At 36.9% G+C, this 16,683-nt stretch carries 15 protein-coding genes and 2 other annotated features; all 15 genes read left to right on the top strand.

Annotated features, from left to right (window positions below; genetic code table 11):
- Nucleotides 1-6 precede the first annotated feature (6 nt).
- The 15 genes from spoVID (at nt 7) to AC1DKZ_RS04020 (ending at nt 16,523) form a co-directional block, all read left to right on the top strand.
- A complete protein-coding gene (gene spoVID / locus AC1DKZ_RS04090) occupies nt 7-990 on the top strand; it encodes a stage VI sporulation protein D (RefSeq protein WP_404492786.1) in 984 nt (327 codons plus the stop codon).
- A 72-nt stretch (nt 991-1,062) separates the two neighbouring features.
- Complete coding sequence (gene ysxE, locus AC1DKZ_RS04085; protein WP_219303597.1) at nt 1,063-2,088, top strand: spore coat protein YsxE; 1,026 nt, start codon at nt 1,063-1,065, stop codon at nt 2,086-2,088.
- Between the two features lie 135 nt (nt 2,089-2,223).
- Nucleotides 2,224-2,455, top strand: a binding site (T-box leader).
- Between the two features lie 38 nt (nt 2,456-2,493).
- A complete protein-coding gene (locus AC1DKZ_RS04080) occupies nt 2,494-5,139 on the top strand; it encodes a valine--tRNA ligase (protein ID WP_002143265.1) in 2,646 nt (881 codons plus the stop codon).
- Between the two features lie 94 nt (nt 5,140-5,233).
- On the top strand, nt 5,234-6,535 hold the full coding sequence (locus AC1DKZ_RS04075) for a bifunctional folylpolyglutamate synthase/dihydrofolate synthase (RefSeq protein ID WP_476995672.1): 1,302 nt from the start codon (nt 5,234-5,236) through the stop codon (nt 6,533-6,535).
- A 164-nt stretch (nt 6,536-6,699) separates the two neighbouring features.
- Nucleotides 6,700-7,662 carry a hypothetical protein gene (locus AC1DKZ_RS04070; protein WP_002143263.1) on the top strand — a complete coding sequence of 321 codons (963 nt, stop codon included), beginning with the start codon at nt 6,700-6,702 and terminating at the stop codon, nt 7,660-7,662.
- A gap of 219 nt (nt 7,663-7,881) precedes the next feature.
- Complete coding sequence (locus AC1DKZ_RS04065) at nt 7,882-8,457, top strand: Maf family protein (protein ID WP_002143262.1); 576 nt, start codon at nt 7,882-7,884, stop codon at nt 8,455-8,457.
- Nucleotides 8,458-8,507: 50 nt separating this feature from the next.
- Nucleotides 8,508-9,185 carry a DNA repair protein RadC gene (gene radC, locus AC1DKZ_RS04060; protein ID WP_476995671.1) on the top strand — a complete coding sequence of 226 codons (678 nt, stop codon included), beginning with the start codon at nt 8,508-8,510 and terminating at the stop codon, nt 9,183-9,185.
- Between the two features lie 158 nt (nt 9,186-9,343).
- A complete protein-coding gene (gene mreB, locus AC1DKZ_RS04055) occupies nt 9,344-10,363 on the top strand; it encodes a cell shape-determining protein MreB (RefSeq protein ID WP_002015369.1) in 1,020 nt (339 codons plus the stop codon).
- 41 nt (nt 10,364-10,404) lie between these two features.
- Nucleotides 10,405-11,256, top strand: a complete 852-nt coding sequence (mreC, locus tag AC1DKZ_RS04050; RefSeq protein WP_002138478.1) for a rod shape-determining protein MreC — start codon at nt 10,405-10,407, stop codon at nt 11,254-11,256.
- A 14-nt stretch (nt 11,257-11,270) separates the two neighbouring features.
- Nucleotides 11,271-11,816: a rod shape-determining protein MreD gene (gene mreD, locus AC1DKZ_RS04045; protein ID WP_002015371.1), complete on the top strand. Its 546-nt coding sequence runs from the start codon at nt 11,271-11,273 to the stop codon at nt 11,814-11,816.
- Between the two features lie 35 nt (nt 11,817-11,851).
- On the top strand, nt 11,852-12,538 hold the full coding sequence (gene minC, locus AC1DKZ_RS04040; RefSeq protein ID WP_002015372.1) for a septum site-determining protein MinC: 687 nt from the start codon (nt 11,852-11,854) through the stop codon (nt 12,536-12,538).
- 2 nt (nt 12,539-12,540) lie between these two features.
- Nucleotides 12,541-13,338, top strand: coding sequence for a septum site-determining protein MinD (gene minD / locus AC1DKZ_RS04035; protein ID WP_000503308.1), 798 nt, complete (start codon nt 12,541-12,543; stop codon nt 13,336-13,338).
- Nucleotides 13,339-13,471: 133 nt separating this feature from the next.
- A complete protein-coding gene (locus tag AC1DKZ_RS04030; protein ID WP_002143261.1) occupies nt 13,472-14,218 on the top strand; it encodes a M23 family metallopeptidase in 747 nt (248 codons plus the stop codon).
- Nucleotides 14,211-15,071: a M50 family metallopeptidase gene (locus AC1DKZ_RS04025; protein WP_002088816.1), complete on the top strand. Its 861-nt coding sequence runs from the start codon at nt 14,211-14,213 to the stop codon at nt 15,069-15,071. Before AC1DKZ_RS04030 ends, AC1DKZ_RS04025 begins: the two co-directional genes overlap by 8 nt.
- Nucleotides 15,072-15,113: 42 nt before the next feature.
- Nucleotides 15,114-16,523, top strand: coding sequence for an Rne/Rng family ribonuclease (locus AC1DKZ_RS04020; RefSeq protein WP_113935649.1), 1,410 nt, complete (start codon nt 15,114-15,116; stop codon nt 16,521-16,523).
- Between the two features lie 77 nt (nt 16,524-16,600).
- Nucleotides 16,601-16,679, top strand: a sequence feature (ribosomal protein L21 leader region).
- The last annotated feature ends 4 nt before the right edge of the window (nt 16,680-16,683 follow it).

Here is a 16,683-nt window from a genome sequence, read left to right as displayed (position 1 = left end):
AAAGAAGTGGCAACAGATCATTCATTACGATTTTCATTAAAAGAATCTGTTTGGTTCCAGAAGGGACAGGAAGTCGAAGAACTTTTGTCAATTTCGTTAGATCCAGACGTTGAGATAGAGGAGCTCGATCATGAAGTTATCGTGAGGGGGCAATTAGATTTAACGGGAGAGTACGTTGCAAGGCAAGATGATTCAGCTTATTCATTAAGAGAGCTATCACCAGCAAAGGCAATTGATTATGTAGAAACAAGGGGAGACGGGGTTAATGAGCTTGTCCATTCCTTTCCGCTCGAAATATCAATTCCAAGAAATCGAGTGAAAGTAATTGAAGAATTATATGTATCAATCGAGGAATTTGATTATGAATTAAAGGAAAATGGTTGCTTACAACTATTAGCGGATATATCTATTACAGGCTTATGTGATGAGGAAAGAACCGAGGATGAAGAGGAAGAGGAAGAGACGGTGTATGCTGAGTTGGAAGCTGATTCAGCTGAAGAGGATGAAAGTAGACCTGTGCTGCACGAAGAGGTACCAGTCTATAAAGAATCAGATGGATGGGAAGATTATGCATTTGAACCGTTTCAGCTAGAGGAAAGAAAAGAGCAAGAAATAGAAGAAGAGGCATTAGAAGAACATGAACTTGTGGAGCGTGAAGAGGAGCAAGAAAAGACGCCACAATTTGAATTATTCGGGCGGAAAAATTTCAAGAAAGAAAAAGCGAAAAAGCAGGAAGAGCCAGAGGAAGAAGCATATTCACAGCGAGATGAAAATGCACTTTATTTAACGAAATTATTTACGAAAGAACCAGAAGAAGAATTTACGAAGTTAAGAATGTACTTCGTACAAGAAGGAGATACAATTGAATCGGTTGCAGAACGTTATGAAACGACTGTACAAAGCTTATATCGTGTAAATCAATCAGAAGATATATATTTAACTACAGGGCAAATTATATATATTCCTGTTTCAAAAGCAACAGTGAAATAAGTGAGTGAGTTTTTTCACTCACCTCTTTTCTTTTCCTAGAAGCTATGTTTTGAATAAGAAAGGGTTATTCGTATGGATATTGAATTACGAAATCGCTATGAACCCATTGTGAGGCAATATAGATTGGACACTCAGCATATGGAAGAGCACGGAAGTGTAATGAAAATTTATACGAATCAAGGTCCGTATGCGTTAAAGAAAATACAAGATAGAAAATTAGAGCGGAATAATTTTTTACACCATATTCAATATTTGAAGGAGAAAGGTTTTTCGAATTATGTACCTATCTATCACACGACGGACGGGAATTATGTTTTAAGTGATGGGGCGTATAGCTATTATTTAATGCCTTGGTTAGAACGTGCGGAAGGAAACGGCGAAGATAATGATCAATACCATAAGATGTTTCAAACGCTCGGGACGTTGCATCAAAAAACGGTGAAAGAGGAGACTTATACAGAAGAAGATTTAGAAAAACATTATACAAATATATCCGACCGTTGGGAAAATGATGGCGAGATATTAGAAGAGTTTCTTATAGAATCTGAAGCGAAGTGGTATATGTCTCCATTTGAATTACAATATTGTACGTATTATCACCACGTTATGAGAGCACGTGAGTTCGCAACGAAACAATTAAGTGAATGGCATGATGCAATGAAAGAAAAGGAAAAAACACGTACTACTTTCGTTCATGGAAATGTATCACTTAATCACTTTTTATTTGATTATGAACGAAACGGTTATTTTATTAGTTTAGAAAAGTCTCAGTTTGCTACACCGGTACAGGATATCGTCGGCTTTTATTCAAGGTCTTTGAACACATATCCAATTGCGCGGAGCGACCGCTTTGAATGGTATCAAATGTATCAAAAAAATTTCCCATTTACGAAAGAGGAGCAGCTTCTTATGTTTGCGTATATGACGTACCCGTCGCATTTTATTCGGCAAATTCAGTCGTATACGAAAAGAAGAAAGAGTCGTAATGAAGAAAATGAGCTTCGCGGGGTGAAAATTCTGCAGCAATCGCATTGGCTCATTAGTAATACAGAATATTTCCTTTCGCAATTACAAGCTGCCCAGCAAGGGAACGGATAAAGAAGATAAGTAGGGAGAACCCTGCTTATCTTTTTTTTATTAGTTCCATAAAGAGATAAAAGCCGTAGTTTCAAATTTATCTTGACGAATAAGGTTTCGTTTTTTACACTATTGTATATAATAATTAACAATCACATAAATGCATTGAAGGGGAAGAGTATAACATGAAACGTCTTCAGAGAGGGGAACCATTGGCTGGGAGGTTCTCTAGATAGTTATGTTAGAAGGTAGCCCTGGAGCATCTTTTCTGAACGGAATGATTCTTATTAGGAAAAGACGGATTTGTCCGTTATCAAATTAAGAGTATAAGCAAATTCTGAATTTGTTTGTAAATAAAGGTGGTACCGCGATGTCCCTCGTCCTTTTTTGGATGAGGGGCATTTTTTATTTTAAGGAGGGAAAATAATGTCAAACACGGAAAATAATTTACCAACTAAATATGATCATATGTCCGTTGAAGAAGGCCTTTACAAGTGGTGGCTTGAAGGCAAATATTTCGAAGCAACAGGAGATGAGAAGAAACAACCATATACAATTGTAATTCCACCTCCGAACGTAACTGGTAAGTTACACTTAGGTCACGCTTGGGATACGACGCTTCAAGATATTTTAACTCGTACAAAGCGTATGCAAGGTTACGATGTATTATGGCTTCCAGGAATGGACCATGCTGGTATCGCAACGCAAGCGAAAGTAGAAGGGAAACTTCGTGAAGAAGGTATTTCACGTTACGATCTTGGTCGTGAGAAATTCCTTGAAAAAGCTTGGGAATGGAAAGAAGAATACGCTTCTCACATTCGTCAACAATGGGGGAAAGTTGGTTTAGGACTAGACTATTCTCGTGAACGCTTCACATTAGACGAAGGTTTATCTAACGCTGTTAATAAAGTATTCGTTCAATTATATGAAAAAGGCTTAATTTACCGCGGTGAGTATATCATCAACTGGGATCCAGCAACACGCACAGCTCTTTCTGATATTGAAGTAATTCATAAAGAAGTTCAAGGTGCATTCTACCATATGAACTATCCGTTAACAGACGGTTCTGGTCACATTCGCCTTGCAACTACTCGTCCAGAAACAATGCTTGGTGATACAGCGGTAGCAGTTCATCCAGAAGATGATCGCTACAAACATTTAATCGGAAAAACAGTTACACTTCCAATCGTAGGCCGAGAGATTCCGATTATTGCTGATGAATACGTAGAAAAAGACTTCGGAACAGGCGTTGTGAAAATTACACCAGCTCATGACCCGAATGACTTTGAAGTAGGTAACCGTCATGACTTACCACGTATTTTAGTAATGAACGAAGATGGAACGATGAACGAAAAAGCTGGTAAGTATAACGGTATGGATCGTTTCGAATGCCGTAAAGAGTTAGTGAAAGACTTACAAGAAGCTGGCGTATTAGTAGAAATCGAGCCTCATATGCACTCAGTAGGTCATAGTGAGCGTAGCGGTGCAGTTGTTGAGCCTTATTTATCAACACAATGGTTCGTAAAAATGGCTCCACTTGCAGAAAAAGCGGTAGAACTTCAACAAAAAGAAGAAGAAAAAGTAACGTTCGTACCAGAGCGTTTTGAAAACACATACTTACGCTGGATGGAAAACATTCATGACTGGTGTATTTCTCGTCAATTATGGTGGGGACACCGCATTCCAGCTTGGTATCATAAAGAAACTGGTGAAGTATACGTAGGTACAGAAGCGCCAGCAGATCTTGAAAACTGGAATCAAGATAATGACGTGCTTGATACATGGTTCAGTTCAGCATTATGGCCATTCTCAACACTTGGCTGGCCGAATGAAGATGCAGCAGACTTTAAAAAGTTCTATTCAACAGATGCTTTAGTAACTGGTTATGACATCATCTTCTTCTGGGTATCTCGTATGATTTTCCAAGGTTTAGAGTTTACAGGAGAGCGTCCATTTAAAGATGTATTAATTCACGGTTTAGTTCGTGATGAGCAAGGACGTAAAATGAGTAAATCTCTTGGTAACGGTATTGATCCGATGGATGTTATCGAGAAGTACGGTGCAGATGCGATGCGTTACTTCTTATCAACAGGAAGTGCACCAGGTCAAGATTTACGTTTCAGCATGGAAAAAGTAGAATCTACTTGGAACTTCATTAATAAAATTTGGAACGCATCACGTTTCGTATTAATGAACATGGATGACATGAAGTATGAAGAAATCGATTTAACTGGTGAAAAATCAGTTGCAGATAAGTGGATTTTAACTCGCTTAAACGAAACAATCGAAAGTGTAACACGTAACATGGATAAATATGAGTTCGGTGAAGCTGGTCGTTCATTATACAACTTCATTTGGGATGATTTCTGTGACTGGTACATTGAGATGGCGAAACTTCCACTATACGGTGAAGATGAAGCAGCTAAGAAAACAACTCGTTCGATTTTAGCTTACGTATTAGACCAAACAATGCGTCTATTACATCCATTCATGCCATTTGTAACAGAGAAAATTTGGCAGCATTTACCGCATGAAGGCGAGTCTATTACAGTAGCAGCATGGCCAACAGTTCGCGAAGATTTACAAGATAAAGAAGCGGCAGCAGAAATGCACCTTCTAGTTGATATCATTCGCTCTGTTCGTAACATCCGTGCGGAAGTAAATACGCCAATGAGCAAAAAAGTTCAAATGCAAATTAAAGCAAAAGACGAGGCAGTACTAGCCCAGCTTACGAAAAACAGCTCTTACATTGAGCGTTTCTGTAACCCAAGTGAACTAACAATTAAGATTGATTTACAAGCGCCAGAAAAAGCGATGACTGCAATCGTATCAGGTGCAGAGTTATTCTTACCGTTAGCTGATCTTATCAATCTTGATGAAGAGAAAGCGCGTCTTGAAAAAGAACTTGAGAAGTTTGGTAAAGAAGTAGAACGTGTACAGAAGAAACTTTCAAACCAAGGATTCGTAGCGAAAGCTCCTGCAGAAGTTATTGACGGAGAGCGTGCGAAAGAGCAAGATTATCTAGAAAAACGCGAAGCGGTTCGTCAACGTCTAGCTGATCTTGAGAAATAAAAATGTTTTTCAGAGACTCACTATATTGGTGAGTCTCTTTTCTTTGCGTATAATAGAAGTATGAAGGTTGTCTTTTGAAAGGGGAATAACACACGTGATACATACATACGAAGAAGCGATAAACTGGATTCATAGCCGATTGAAATTTGGGATAAAACCAGGGCTAGAAAGAATGCAATGGATGTTAGAAGAACTCGGAAATCCAGAGCGTCATATAAAATGTGTTCATCTAGCCGGCACAAATGGAAAAGGTTCAACTTTAACATACATGCGCTACATGTTAGAAGGTGCGAAATATAAAGTAGGATCGTTTACATCGCCTTACATAGAAACATTCAATGAACGTATTAGTGTAAACGGAATACCGATTGCAGATGAAGAGATTGCAGAACTTGTAAATATGGTAAAGCCAGTCGTTGAAAAATTAGATGAGACGGATTTAGGAGAAGCGACTGAGTTTGAAATTATTACAGTAATGGCAATTTATTATTTCGGTAAAGTTAATTTCTGTGATGTCGTTTTATTTGAAACGGGGCTTGGGGGAAGATTTGATTCTACAAATGTTATTCATCCGGTTCTCACGATTATTACGAATATCGGTCACGATCATATGCATATTTTAGGCAATACACTAGGAGAAATTGCATATGAAAAGGCAGGGATTATTAAGTCTGGTGTTCCAGTTATTACTGGTGTGAAAAATGAAGAAGCATTGCAAGTAATTCAAAAGGTTGCTAAGGAAAATCATGCAAGCTTATATGAACTTGGAAAACAGTTTACAACACTACATAAACATTCTAATAAAGATGGGGAACACTTTGATTTTGCTTGTCCATTTGCCTCGTTTGAAAATGTTCGGATTTCAATGAAAGGTATTCACCAAGTAGGCAATGCAGCACTAGCGCTTATGGCAGTAATGTATTTAAAAACATATTTATCATTTTTAATTGATGAAGAGGAAATAAAAGTTGGCTTACAAGAAGCATACTGGATTGGTCGATTTGAAAAGTTACAAAGTAATCCAGATATTATAATAGATGGTGCTCATAATCCAGAAGGTATTGAAAGTCTTGTAAAGACAGTAGAGGCACATTATAAAAAGAAGAATGTAATAGTTTTATTTACTGCTCTTGGTGACAAACAGTTACATAACATGGTAGGGCAATTAGAAAAAGTTGCTGATGAAATAATATTTACGACGTTTGCCTTTGATCGTGCCATTTCTGCTGACAAGCTTGCATCGTATTCACAACAAGAGTCAAAAATAGTTTTTGAAGATTGGAAAGAGGCAATTGATACAAAGGTTGACATGATAGGAGAACATGATGTTTTTATCATAACAGGTTCTTTGTATTTCATTTCCGAAGTTAGAAAATATATTCGCGAGAAAAACTAGATAGTCTTTGCTATCTAGTTTTTTGTTCTACAAATGAAGTCAAATGCATACATATAAGATAATAATATAGGGTTATTTGACGAATTCCTCTGACAAATATCTCGTTTTTTTGTGGAATGAATATGATATGATGCGGACAATGACAAGAGGTGAGGTGTGAATGTATGGACAAGCAATCACGAACGATCTCGGTGAAAGTAAATGGAACAGAAGCGAAGTATGAGGAAAAAAAGAAGGATGAGTTTGACTGGATGGTAGCAGAAAGTGAGAGACCGAAAAATGTCGTTCCGTTTCAAAAAGCGAAATCAGTATCTATGGAAAAATATCGAAAGAAGTGGAGCAATACAATAATCGCAATCGTTGCAACTGCAATAATTATTGGTACTGCATTTGGGATGGGTATGATTCATTTATTAACTGGACAAGGGACGACAGGAGAAGGTAAGGTAACGGCTTCGAAGCAGGCAGGTAATGAGGAACAAAAGGTGGGTGGAACGGCAGAACAAACACCAACACCGAAAGAGGAAAAACCAAAAGCACAGGTAGGAACGTCATTAGACCCAATGAAACTATTTTTTGTTCAAGGAGGGCTTTATTCCTCTGAAGAAAAAGGACAGGCTGCTATTGAAGAGTGGAAAAGTAATGGGGGCGTGGCTACTTTGAAACCGAGTGGTGATAAGTATGCGTTAGTTGTTGCTATTACGAGCGATGAACAGGCTGTTAATCAATTAATAGATCAGTATAAGCAAGATGGTGTTTCAGTTTTGAAAAAAAATTGGGATATTACAGATAAAGCATTGCTCAAAAATGATAAAGAAGTAGGAATGTTTTTAGCGAAAGTGCAGCCATTATATACTCATTTAGCAAAATATGTGTCCAGCGTACAAACTAGTGGGAAAAGTAATCCAAAAGATATAGAAGCGATTCAAAAAGAGTGGAAAGCTATGGAAAAGGAAGGGAAGAGTATGAAGCGTGAAGATGCAAAGAAGCTTTATACGTATACGTCAATAGCGGTGCAAACGATTAAGGAAGGGAAGAGCGATAAGGAATCTGTAGCTAAATTAAATCAAGTTATTATTGATGGTATACTTTCGTATGAAAAAATGGTTTCACAAAAAGTGAAATAATAGGATAATGAAATGACGAAGAAAGAAGTACATATACTTCTTTCTTTTCTTTTGAATTTAGAACAAAGTGCTTTCTGTATGGGCAGCATATAATCGTATTTAAAAAGAACTATTATTTTGTTTAGAGAAAATGATATTTCTAGAATTTGTGGGGAAACTATTCCTTTGATACGATTGATTTGAATTATTCTGCTTCATGTGAGAAGGGAAGGAGAAAATATGAGGAAAATTATTTTAGCTTCAGGGTCACCGAGGAGGAAGGAACTGCTTGAATTAGCAGATGTGCCATTTGACATCGTTGTTAGTGAAGTAGAAGAGAAGATTGGTGCATATTCATCACCTTCTGATATTGTCATGTCGCTTGCTTTGCAAAAAGCATCTGCTGTGGCAGAAAACCATAGTAATCAAGTTGTACTAGGTGCAGATACAATTGTTACATATGATTCGCGTATTCTTGGAAAGCCGTCTAATGGGGCTGAGGCGAAAGAAATGCTACAATTATTATCAGGGAAAACACACGAAGTATACACAGGTGTTGCAATTATATCGAAAGAAAAAACGGTAACTTTTTATGAACGTACAGAAGTAACATTTTGGGGATTAACAGAAGAAGAAATAGACGTATACGTTGCATCGAAGGAACCACTTGATAAGGCAGGAAGCTATGGAATTCAAGGTAAAGGGTCTATTTTTGTTCAACATATTCAAGGGGACTACTACAGTGTAGTTGGCTTGCCAATTGCACGTCTTGTCCGTGAATTAAAACAGTTTGATAGCGATGTAACCCATGTGTAAAATTGCATGGGGTTTTCTTTAGGAGAAATCGTAAAAAAAGGGGTGGAGAGATGAACGGTATTCGTGATGTTGTGAGAGAAGAACAGCCACGGGAGCGTTTATTGTTAGAAGGAGCAGGAAGTTTATCGAATCGAGAACTTCTTGCAGTTTTACTCAGAACGGGTTCTAAAGAAGAAACGGTGTTAACGTTATCAGATAATATTCTACATCATTTTGACGGCTTACGAATGTTAAAGGATGCAACGTTAGAAGAGATGATGAGCATTCATGGTGTTGGGATTGCAAAGGCGTCGCAGCTTATGGCTGCTTTTGAATTAGGTAGAAGAATGGTACGTTTAGAATGTCAAAATAGATATAGTATTCGAAGTCCAGAAGATTGTGCGAGTTATATGATGGAAGAGATGCGTTTTTTGCAACAGGAGCATTTTGTTTGTTTATATTTGAATACGAAAAATCAAGTTATACATAGGCAAACTATTTTTATTGGAAGTTTAAATACGTCGATTGTGCACCCAAGGGAAGTTTTTAAAGAAGCGTTCCGTCGGGCAGCAGCCTCTATTATATGTCTTCATAACCATCCCTCAGGAGATCCGGCGCCGAGCCGTGAAGATATTGAAGTTACAAAACGATTAGTAGAATGTGGTCGAATTATCGGAATTGAAGTACTTGATCATATCATAATAGGTGACCATAAATTCGTGAGTTTAAAGGAAAAAGGTCATATTTAAGACTATTCTTTTTACTTATTTTGTTTTATAATGTGATTTATGAGTTTTTTGTAGAAAATTATCTACAAAAAGGATGCAGATATAAAAAAACGTACTGTTTTTATAAATATAAAGTAAGAAAAATGAGTCCGTGAAAATAAGAAGGGAAGATAAATGATATGTTTGGATTTGGTGGATTTACTCGCGATCTTGGAATAGACTTAGGAACGGCGAACACGCTTGTATATGTGAAAGGGAAAGGTGTAGTTTTACGTGAACCTTCAGTAGTAGCATTACAAACTGATACGAAACAAATCGTTGCGGTAGGTAGCGATGCAAAACAAATGATTGGTCGTACACCAGGAAATGTAGTGGCACTTCGCCCTATGAAAGATGGTGTAATTGCTGATTACGAAACAACAGCAATAATGATGAAATACTACATTCAACAAGCTCAAAAATCAAATGGATTCTTCTCACGTAAACCATATGTAATGGTATGTGTACCATCTGGTATTACAGCTGTAGAAAGACGTGCAGTAATCGATGCGACTCGTCAAGCTGGTGCTCGTGATGCTTATCCAATCGAAGAGCCATTTGCAGCAGCAATTGGTGCAAACTTACCTGTTTGGGAGCCGACTGGTAGTATGGTTGTTGATATCGGTGGTGGTACAACAGAAGTTGCAATTATTTCTTTAGGTGGTATCGTAACAAGTCAATCAGTTCGTGTTGCTGGTGATGATATGGACGATTCAATCATTCAGTACATTAAGAAAAGCTACAACTTAATGATTGGTGAAAGAACAGCAGAAGCACTAAAATTAGAAATCGGTTCTGCAGGCGAGCCAGAAGGTATTGAGCCTATGGAAATTCGCGGTCGTGATTTAGTAAGTGGTTTACCTAAAACAGTACTAATTCAACCAGAAGAAATTGCAGATGCATTAAAAGATACAGTAGATGCAATTGTAGAATCAGTTAAAAATACGTTAGAAAAAACTCCACCTGAATTAGCAGCGGATATTATGGACCGCGGTATCGTATTAACGGGTGGCGGGGCATTACTACGTAACTTAGATAAAGTTATTAGTGAAGAAACAAATATGCCAGTTCTTGTTGCAGAGGATCCATTAGATTGCGTAGCAATTGGAACGGGTAAAGCATTAGACAATATCGACCTTTTCAAAACTGCTGCTCGATAATATTGCAAAATAAAAATCAATGAAATTAAGAGGGTGTGAACGTGCCACAGTTTTTCTTAAACAAAAGATTAATTGTTTTGTTAGTTAGTATTATTCTTCTCGTGGCATTGATTGGAATCTCATTGAAAGAACGGAACAGTTTATCATGGCCAGAGCAGTTTATAAAAGATACTGTCGGTGTTGTAGAACGTGTATTCCAAAAGCCAGCGAATTATGTTGCCGGATTCTTCGAGAACGTAGAAGATGTAAAGCGCACGTATGAAGAGAATAAAAAGCTGAAAGCAAAATTAGATTCTACCGCAGATTTATCTGCAGTAGTGAAAAATTTAGACGATGAGAATAAAAAACTACGAGAATTAACTGGTAAAGAAAAGTCCCGTGGTGATTATACGGAAGTACAAGCTAGTGTGGTTTCTCGTAATCCCGATAAATGGTACGATTTAGTTGGAATTGATAAAGGAGCACAGCAAGGGATCAAAAAAGATATGGCTGTTGTAACTCCGAAAGGTTTAGTTGGACGCGTAAAAAGTGTATCTCAGTTTACATCGTCAGTAGAGTTGTTAAGTTCGATGAGCCGAACAAACCGTGTTTCTGCTATTGTACAAGGACAAGAAAATATCTTTGGATTAATTGAAGGTTACGATAAAGAAAAACAACTACTTCTTTTCACAAAGATTAGCTCTGATGCAAAAGTAGAAAAAGATCAACTAGTTGTAACATCTGGACTTGGTGATATCTTCCCAAAAGGTCTTGCGATTGGGAAAATTGTTGATGTTCAGCCAGATCCATACGGTTTAACAAAAACAGCTTATGTAAAACCATCCGCTGATTTGAATGATGTAGAGCATATTATAGTTGCAAAACGTGATATGCCTACAGCGCCGTTAGAATAGGAGGGAGAGAAGAGATGATGACGATTTTAAAAAGAGCAGCTCTTCCTCTTTTGCTCCTTTTTGTTTTTTTATTTGAAAATATGTTCTCTACTGTTGTTCCAACAGACGTCTTTTGGAAAGGCAGTATAGCAGCACCGCATTTCTTCATAATTGTGTTATGTTTTATTACAGTGTACTATAGTCCGGTTCAAGGGATTTACTACGGACTATTATTTGGTTTCTTATTTGATACCGTATACACGGAACTTGTCGGTATATATATATTTGCTTATCCGATTTTAGCTTATTTAGTTTATAGTGTGATGAAAGTATTACAATTGAATTTATTTATTGTCGCTTCTATCGTACTGGCTGGCATTGCAGCATTAGAGTATTATGTGTATGGGTTTTTAACTTTGTTAGGACGTACTCACATGTCAGCATCTGTCTTTTTCACAGATCGTCTCCTTGCTACTTTATTGCTAAATGGAATTTTCTTATTAATAGTTTGTTTCCCACTGAGACGATATTTAGTGCGTCTTTCAAAAGCGATAGAAGAAAAAGAAAAAAGGATTTTCTAATTTTATGTCGAATTGAATCGGTGGGGTGAACTTTAGTGGAAGAAAAAAAGCAACAAAATGTAACGATAAAAGGGACAAAAGATGGAATAACACTTCATTTAGATGATTGCTGTTCATTCTCTGAGCTACTAAAAGAATTGGATGAAAAGCTTTCTACACATTACTATGAGAGTGACGGACGTTCTTTAATTGAAGTGCGTGTTAAAGTAGGAAATCGCTATTTAACAGAAGTACAACAAGAAGAGATTCGTACGTTAATTCGCAATAAGAAGAACCTTGTTGTAGAATCAATCGAAAGTGATGTTATAACAAAAGCAGAAGCAATAGCTTGGAAAGAAGAAACAGAAATTGTCCCTATTTCCAAAATTGTTCGCTCTGGACAAGTGTTACATGTAAAAGGCAATTTATTATTAATTGGAGATGTTAATCCAGGCGGAACGGTTATCGCTGGGGGGAATATTTTTGTCTTGGGATCATTAAGAGGAATTGCACATGCGGGGTATGATGGAGATTCAGAAGCTGTTATTGCTGCATCTATTATGAACCCTATGCAACTCCGAATTAGTGATGTGACAATGCGGGCTCCGGAAGAGAAAGAAGACGGAGCAGAGGCGGCAGAATGTGCGTACATTAATGAGAATAATCACATTGTTGTCGATCGCCTGCAACTTCTCACTCATCTTAGACCTAATTTAACAAAGTTAGAAAGGGGAATTGTATAGCTGTGGGAGAGGCAATAGTAATTACATCTGGAAAAGGCGGAGTAGGTAAAACTACAACGTCTGCGAACATTGGTACAGCCCTTGCGTTATCTGGAAAAAAAGTGTGTTTAATTGATACAGATATCGGTTTACGCAATTTAGACGTAGTAATGGGGCTAGAAAATCGTATTGTATTTGATCTTGTTGATGTCGTTGAAGGGCGTTGTCGTTTACCTCAGGCTCTTATTAAAGATAAGCGTTTTGATGATCTTTATTTATTACCTGCAGCACAAACGAGCGATAAATCGGCGGTAACACCTGAACAAATGGATGAATTAATACAAGTATTACGTCAAGATTATGATTACATATTAATTGATTGTCCTGCGGGGATTGAGCAGGGGTTTAAAAATGCAGTAGCAGGTGCGGATAAAGCAATCGTTGTAACAACACCAGAAGTATCCTCAATGCGTGATGCGGATCGTATTATCGGGCTTTTAGAGAAAGAGGATATTGAACCACCGAAACTTGTCATTAACCGTGTGCGTAGTCATATGCTTCATGAACAGGATATGTTAGACGTTGATGAAATCGTACGTACACTGTCAATCGAGCTTCTTGGAGTTGTCGAGGATGATGATGAAGTTATTCGTGCTACGAATACAGGTGAACCTGTAGCGCTGCAACCTAGTGGGAAAGCAGCAATAGCTTATCGTAATATTGCAAGACGCTTGTTAGGTGAGAATGTACCATTACAAGCATTTGAACAAGAAAAAGTATCGGTATTTACAAAGATGAAAAATTTCTTTGGAATCCGTTAAAAGCACTTCGCATAAATGCGGAGTGCTTTCTTTTTTCTTCGCATGAATATCTTCCTTCTATAACTCATACATATGTACAAACTGTATATAACTGTTTCTATTTGAATAAGGCTAACGAAAGAAAGGAGACAGTATGAAGAATAGACGTGTGGAAGAAATTAAAAAGCGGATTGCGAAAAGGAAAGCAGAGCAAGAATTGCTAGAAGAAGAGCGGTATTTTGCGGGAGGAGATTTTGATAGCGAAACGGTCTTTATTGAAGAGGGGGAGAAGGAAATTCATCCTCTGTTTCGAAAAGAAGTTTTTCTCTTCAAAGTTTTGCTATCAGCAATATTAGTTCTTTCGGTTGCTATTTTATTTAAGAACGCACCTTCTTCTTTTGATGGTACTAGAGCTGTTACAGAAAAAGTTATGCAAGAAGAATTTCAATTTGCTACTATATCGAAATGGTATGAAAATCAGTTTGGAAAACCTCTCGTGTTTTTTTCTCCAAATGAGAAAAAAGAAGAGGCTATTCAGCAAAAGGATTATGCGATTCCTGCCTCTGGGAAGGTGATGCAAGGATTTCAAAAAAACGGCCAGGGTGTATTTGTTCAAACGGCTACAAATGCAACGGTGGAGTCAGTAAATGAAGGTATAGTTGTTTTTGCGGGCAAGAAAGAGGAACTTGGAAATACAGTTCAAATTCAGCACGCTGATGGCACGGAGTCATGGTATGCAAATTTAAATGATATGTCAGTAAAATTATATGATTACGTTTCAAAGAAACAAAAAATTGGAATAGTGAGTAATGATGAAAATAATAAAAATGGCAAATTTTATTTTGCAATAAAAAAGAATGAGAAATTTATTGATCCAATTCAGGTGATTTCATTTGATTAAATATAGGGATGTTTTCACGAAAATTTCTGTGCATCCGTTGTTTTGGGTTATTATTGTCATTGGTATTTTTACAGCACGTTTTAAAGAGTTACTATTACTATTTTGTATCGTTTTAGTTCATGAACTTGGGCATGCTTTTGCCGCAGCGTATTATAATTGGCGTATTAAACAAATTCAGCTTTTGCCGTTTGGTGGCGTAGTCGAGATGGAAGAACATGGGAACAAATCGTTAAAAGAAGAATTAATTGTCGTTATGGCGGGGCCAATTCAGCATATATGGATGATTGCGGTCGCTTACATTTTGTATAAAGCGGGCTGGGTAACTGACGATTTGTACCATTTCTTTGTATGGAATAATGTCATTATTTTAGGGTTTAATTTATTGCCTATTTGGCCACTTGATGGTGGAAAAGTATTATTTAATGTATTATCATATCGTTTTCCCTATTTACAAGCACATGAAAAGATGATGAAATTGTCATGTGTTTTTTTTAGTGTAATATTAGGATGGCAGTTACTTTGGAATAGTAATAACATTATGATGTGGGTATTACTCGTTTTTCTAGCGATTTCTTTATATCAAGAATGGAAACAAAGACGGTACGCATTTATGCGTTTTTTATTAGAGCGTTATTATGGGAATAAAAGAGATATTGAAAAAATAGCACCTATTGAGGTGAAAACGGAAGATCATTTATATACGATTTTCACAAAATTTCGCAGAGGATATAAACACTCTATTATCGTCCATGGAAAATATAAAGAGCATTATACATTGGACGAAAATGAATTGTTGTATGCGTATTTTGCTGAAAAACGAACAACCTCATCTGTTGAAGAATTAATTGGTTAGTGTTGACGAYGACACTAACCTTTTATATTGTAAGGAAAAGAAATGAAAAGTGAGGAAAGAATTTTGAAGACGTTATATATTAACTACACTGGTTCGGAAAAGCGTGTTGCGATAGAAGAGAAGCAAAAAGTTGTCGAGCTTTTATGGAAACGGAATGAAGAGCAGGAGATTGTCGGACATATTTATGTTGGGCGTATCGTAAGAACAATTGCTGGAATGAACGCAGCCTTTGTAAATATCGGATTAGAAAAACATGCATATCTTTCATTTGATGATGTACCATCTTCATATCGCATACATGAAGGACAGGCGATACTTGTACAAGTTGTGAAAGAGGCAATTGATACGAAGGGGCCAAAATTAACGGCGAAGATAGAATTTACCGGAAAATATGTCGTTTACATGCCCTATGATGACATGCGCGCTGTTTCTCGAAAAATAAAAAATAATAAAAGAAGACAACAGTTACTGGGAATTGAAGTAGAAGGAACAGGTGGATACATTTTCCGTTCTGCTTCTGAAAAAGGAACAATCGATGAAATACAAGCTGAAATGCAAGGGTTGCAGCAGTTATATGAAGAGTTAAAAAGAAAAGAAGATCAAGGGAAGGCGCCCTTACTACTTCATCAACCAGCGACGTTTTTAGATCGTGTATTTCAGGAGAACCCAATTGAAACAATTGAAAAAATAGTTGTAGATACGAGAAGTATAGTAAAAGAATTAGAAGAAAAAGTAGGGAAAGAAAGAGTATCCTTTTATAATGAAAAATCTTCGATGTTTAACCATTTTGGAATAGATCGTGAAATCGAGAAAGCACTTCAAAAAATTGTGTGGCTACCAAATGGTGCCTATCTAATTGTAGAACAAATGGAGACGATGACTGTAATTGATGTGAATACAGGTAAATTTACTGGAAAACAAAATTTACAAGATACCGTATTTCGCACAAATGAAATGGCTGCTGAAGAGATTGCTCGTCAATTAAGACTTCGTGATATTGGCGGGATGATATTAATTGATTTTATTAATATGAAAAGACGGGAAGATAAAGAGAAGGTAAGAGAGCGTTTAATGATAGCTTTACAAGATGATCGCACATATACAAGAGTGCTTGGGTTTACAGAGTTAGGTATTTTAGAGATGACGCGTAAGCGCAAGAAACATTCGTTACGTGACGTATTATTAGAAGAGTGTGCGCCTTGTAAAGCGACAGGTTACGTTATATCTAATGAAACAATTGCGTATGAGCTAGAGAGAGAGCTTATTACTTATGGTAATATAGAGGATGAAGCTGTATTGATTGGTGCTTCAAAAAAAGTACAAAAACATTTTTCACAAAAAGAATTACAAAAAAATATTCCATTTGAAATTTATTTCAAAGATGATATTATCGAAAAGTACGCTATTATCCGTTTTGGAAGTAAGAAAGAAATTGTAGAACGGAAAAAATAGTTAGCAGAACATTCATTGACAACAGTCAATGAGTCATGGTAATATTTTTATGTTATAGTTTATAGCACCTAAACTGCTATATGCTACAACCGCACAAGACAGGTTCCCTAAAGACATTTTATGTCTACCTCGTTTTTGGCGAGTCTTAGTAATTAAGAGG

The sequence above is a fragment of the Bacillus sp. 05T21 genome, from assembly GCF_056396785.1.
Note: the sequence above shows the minus strand (reverse complement) of the source record. Positions and strands in the feature narration are given on the sequence as shown.

Bases quoted from the DNA above. Each gene is read 5' to 3' on its own strand.
- AC1DKZ_RS04080 (WP_002143265.1), top strand. From the start codon at position 2,494: ATGTCAAACACGGAAAATAATTTACCAACTAAATATGATCATATGTCC.
- AC1DKZ_RS04065 (WP_002143262.1), top strand. From the start codon at position 7,882: ATGAGGAAAATTATTTTAGCTTCAGGGTCACCGAGGAGGAAGGAACTG.
- mreB (WP_002015369.1), top strand. From the start codon at position 9,344: ATGTTTGGATTTGGTGGATTTACTCGCGATCTTGGAATAGACTTAGGA.
- mreD (WP_002015371.1), top strand. From the start codon at position 11,271: ATGATGACGATTTTAAAAAGAGCAGCTCTTCCTCTTTTGCTCCTTTTT.
- AC1DKZ_RS04070 (WP_002143263.1), top strand. From the start codon at position 6,700: ATGGACAAGCAATCACGAACGATCTCGGTGAAAGTAAATGGAACAGAA.
- AC1DKZ_RS04020 (WP_113935649.1), top strand. From the start codon at position 15,114: ATGAAAAGTGAGGAAAGAATTTTGAAGACGTTATATATTAACTACACT.
- radC (WP_476995671.1), top strand. From the start codon at position 8,508: ATGAACGGTATTCGTGATGTTGTGAGAGAAGAACAGCCACGGGAGCGT.
- AC1DKZ_RS04030 (WP_002143261.1), top strand. From the start codon at position 13,472: ATGAAGAATAGACGTGTGGAAGAAATTAAAAAGCGGATTGCGAAAAGG.
- ysxE (WP_219303597.1), top strand. From the start codon at position 1,063: ATGGATATTGAATTACGAAATCGCTATGAACCCATTGTGAGGCAATAT.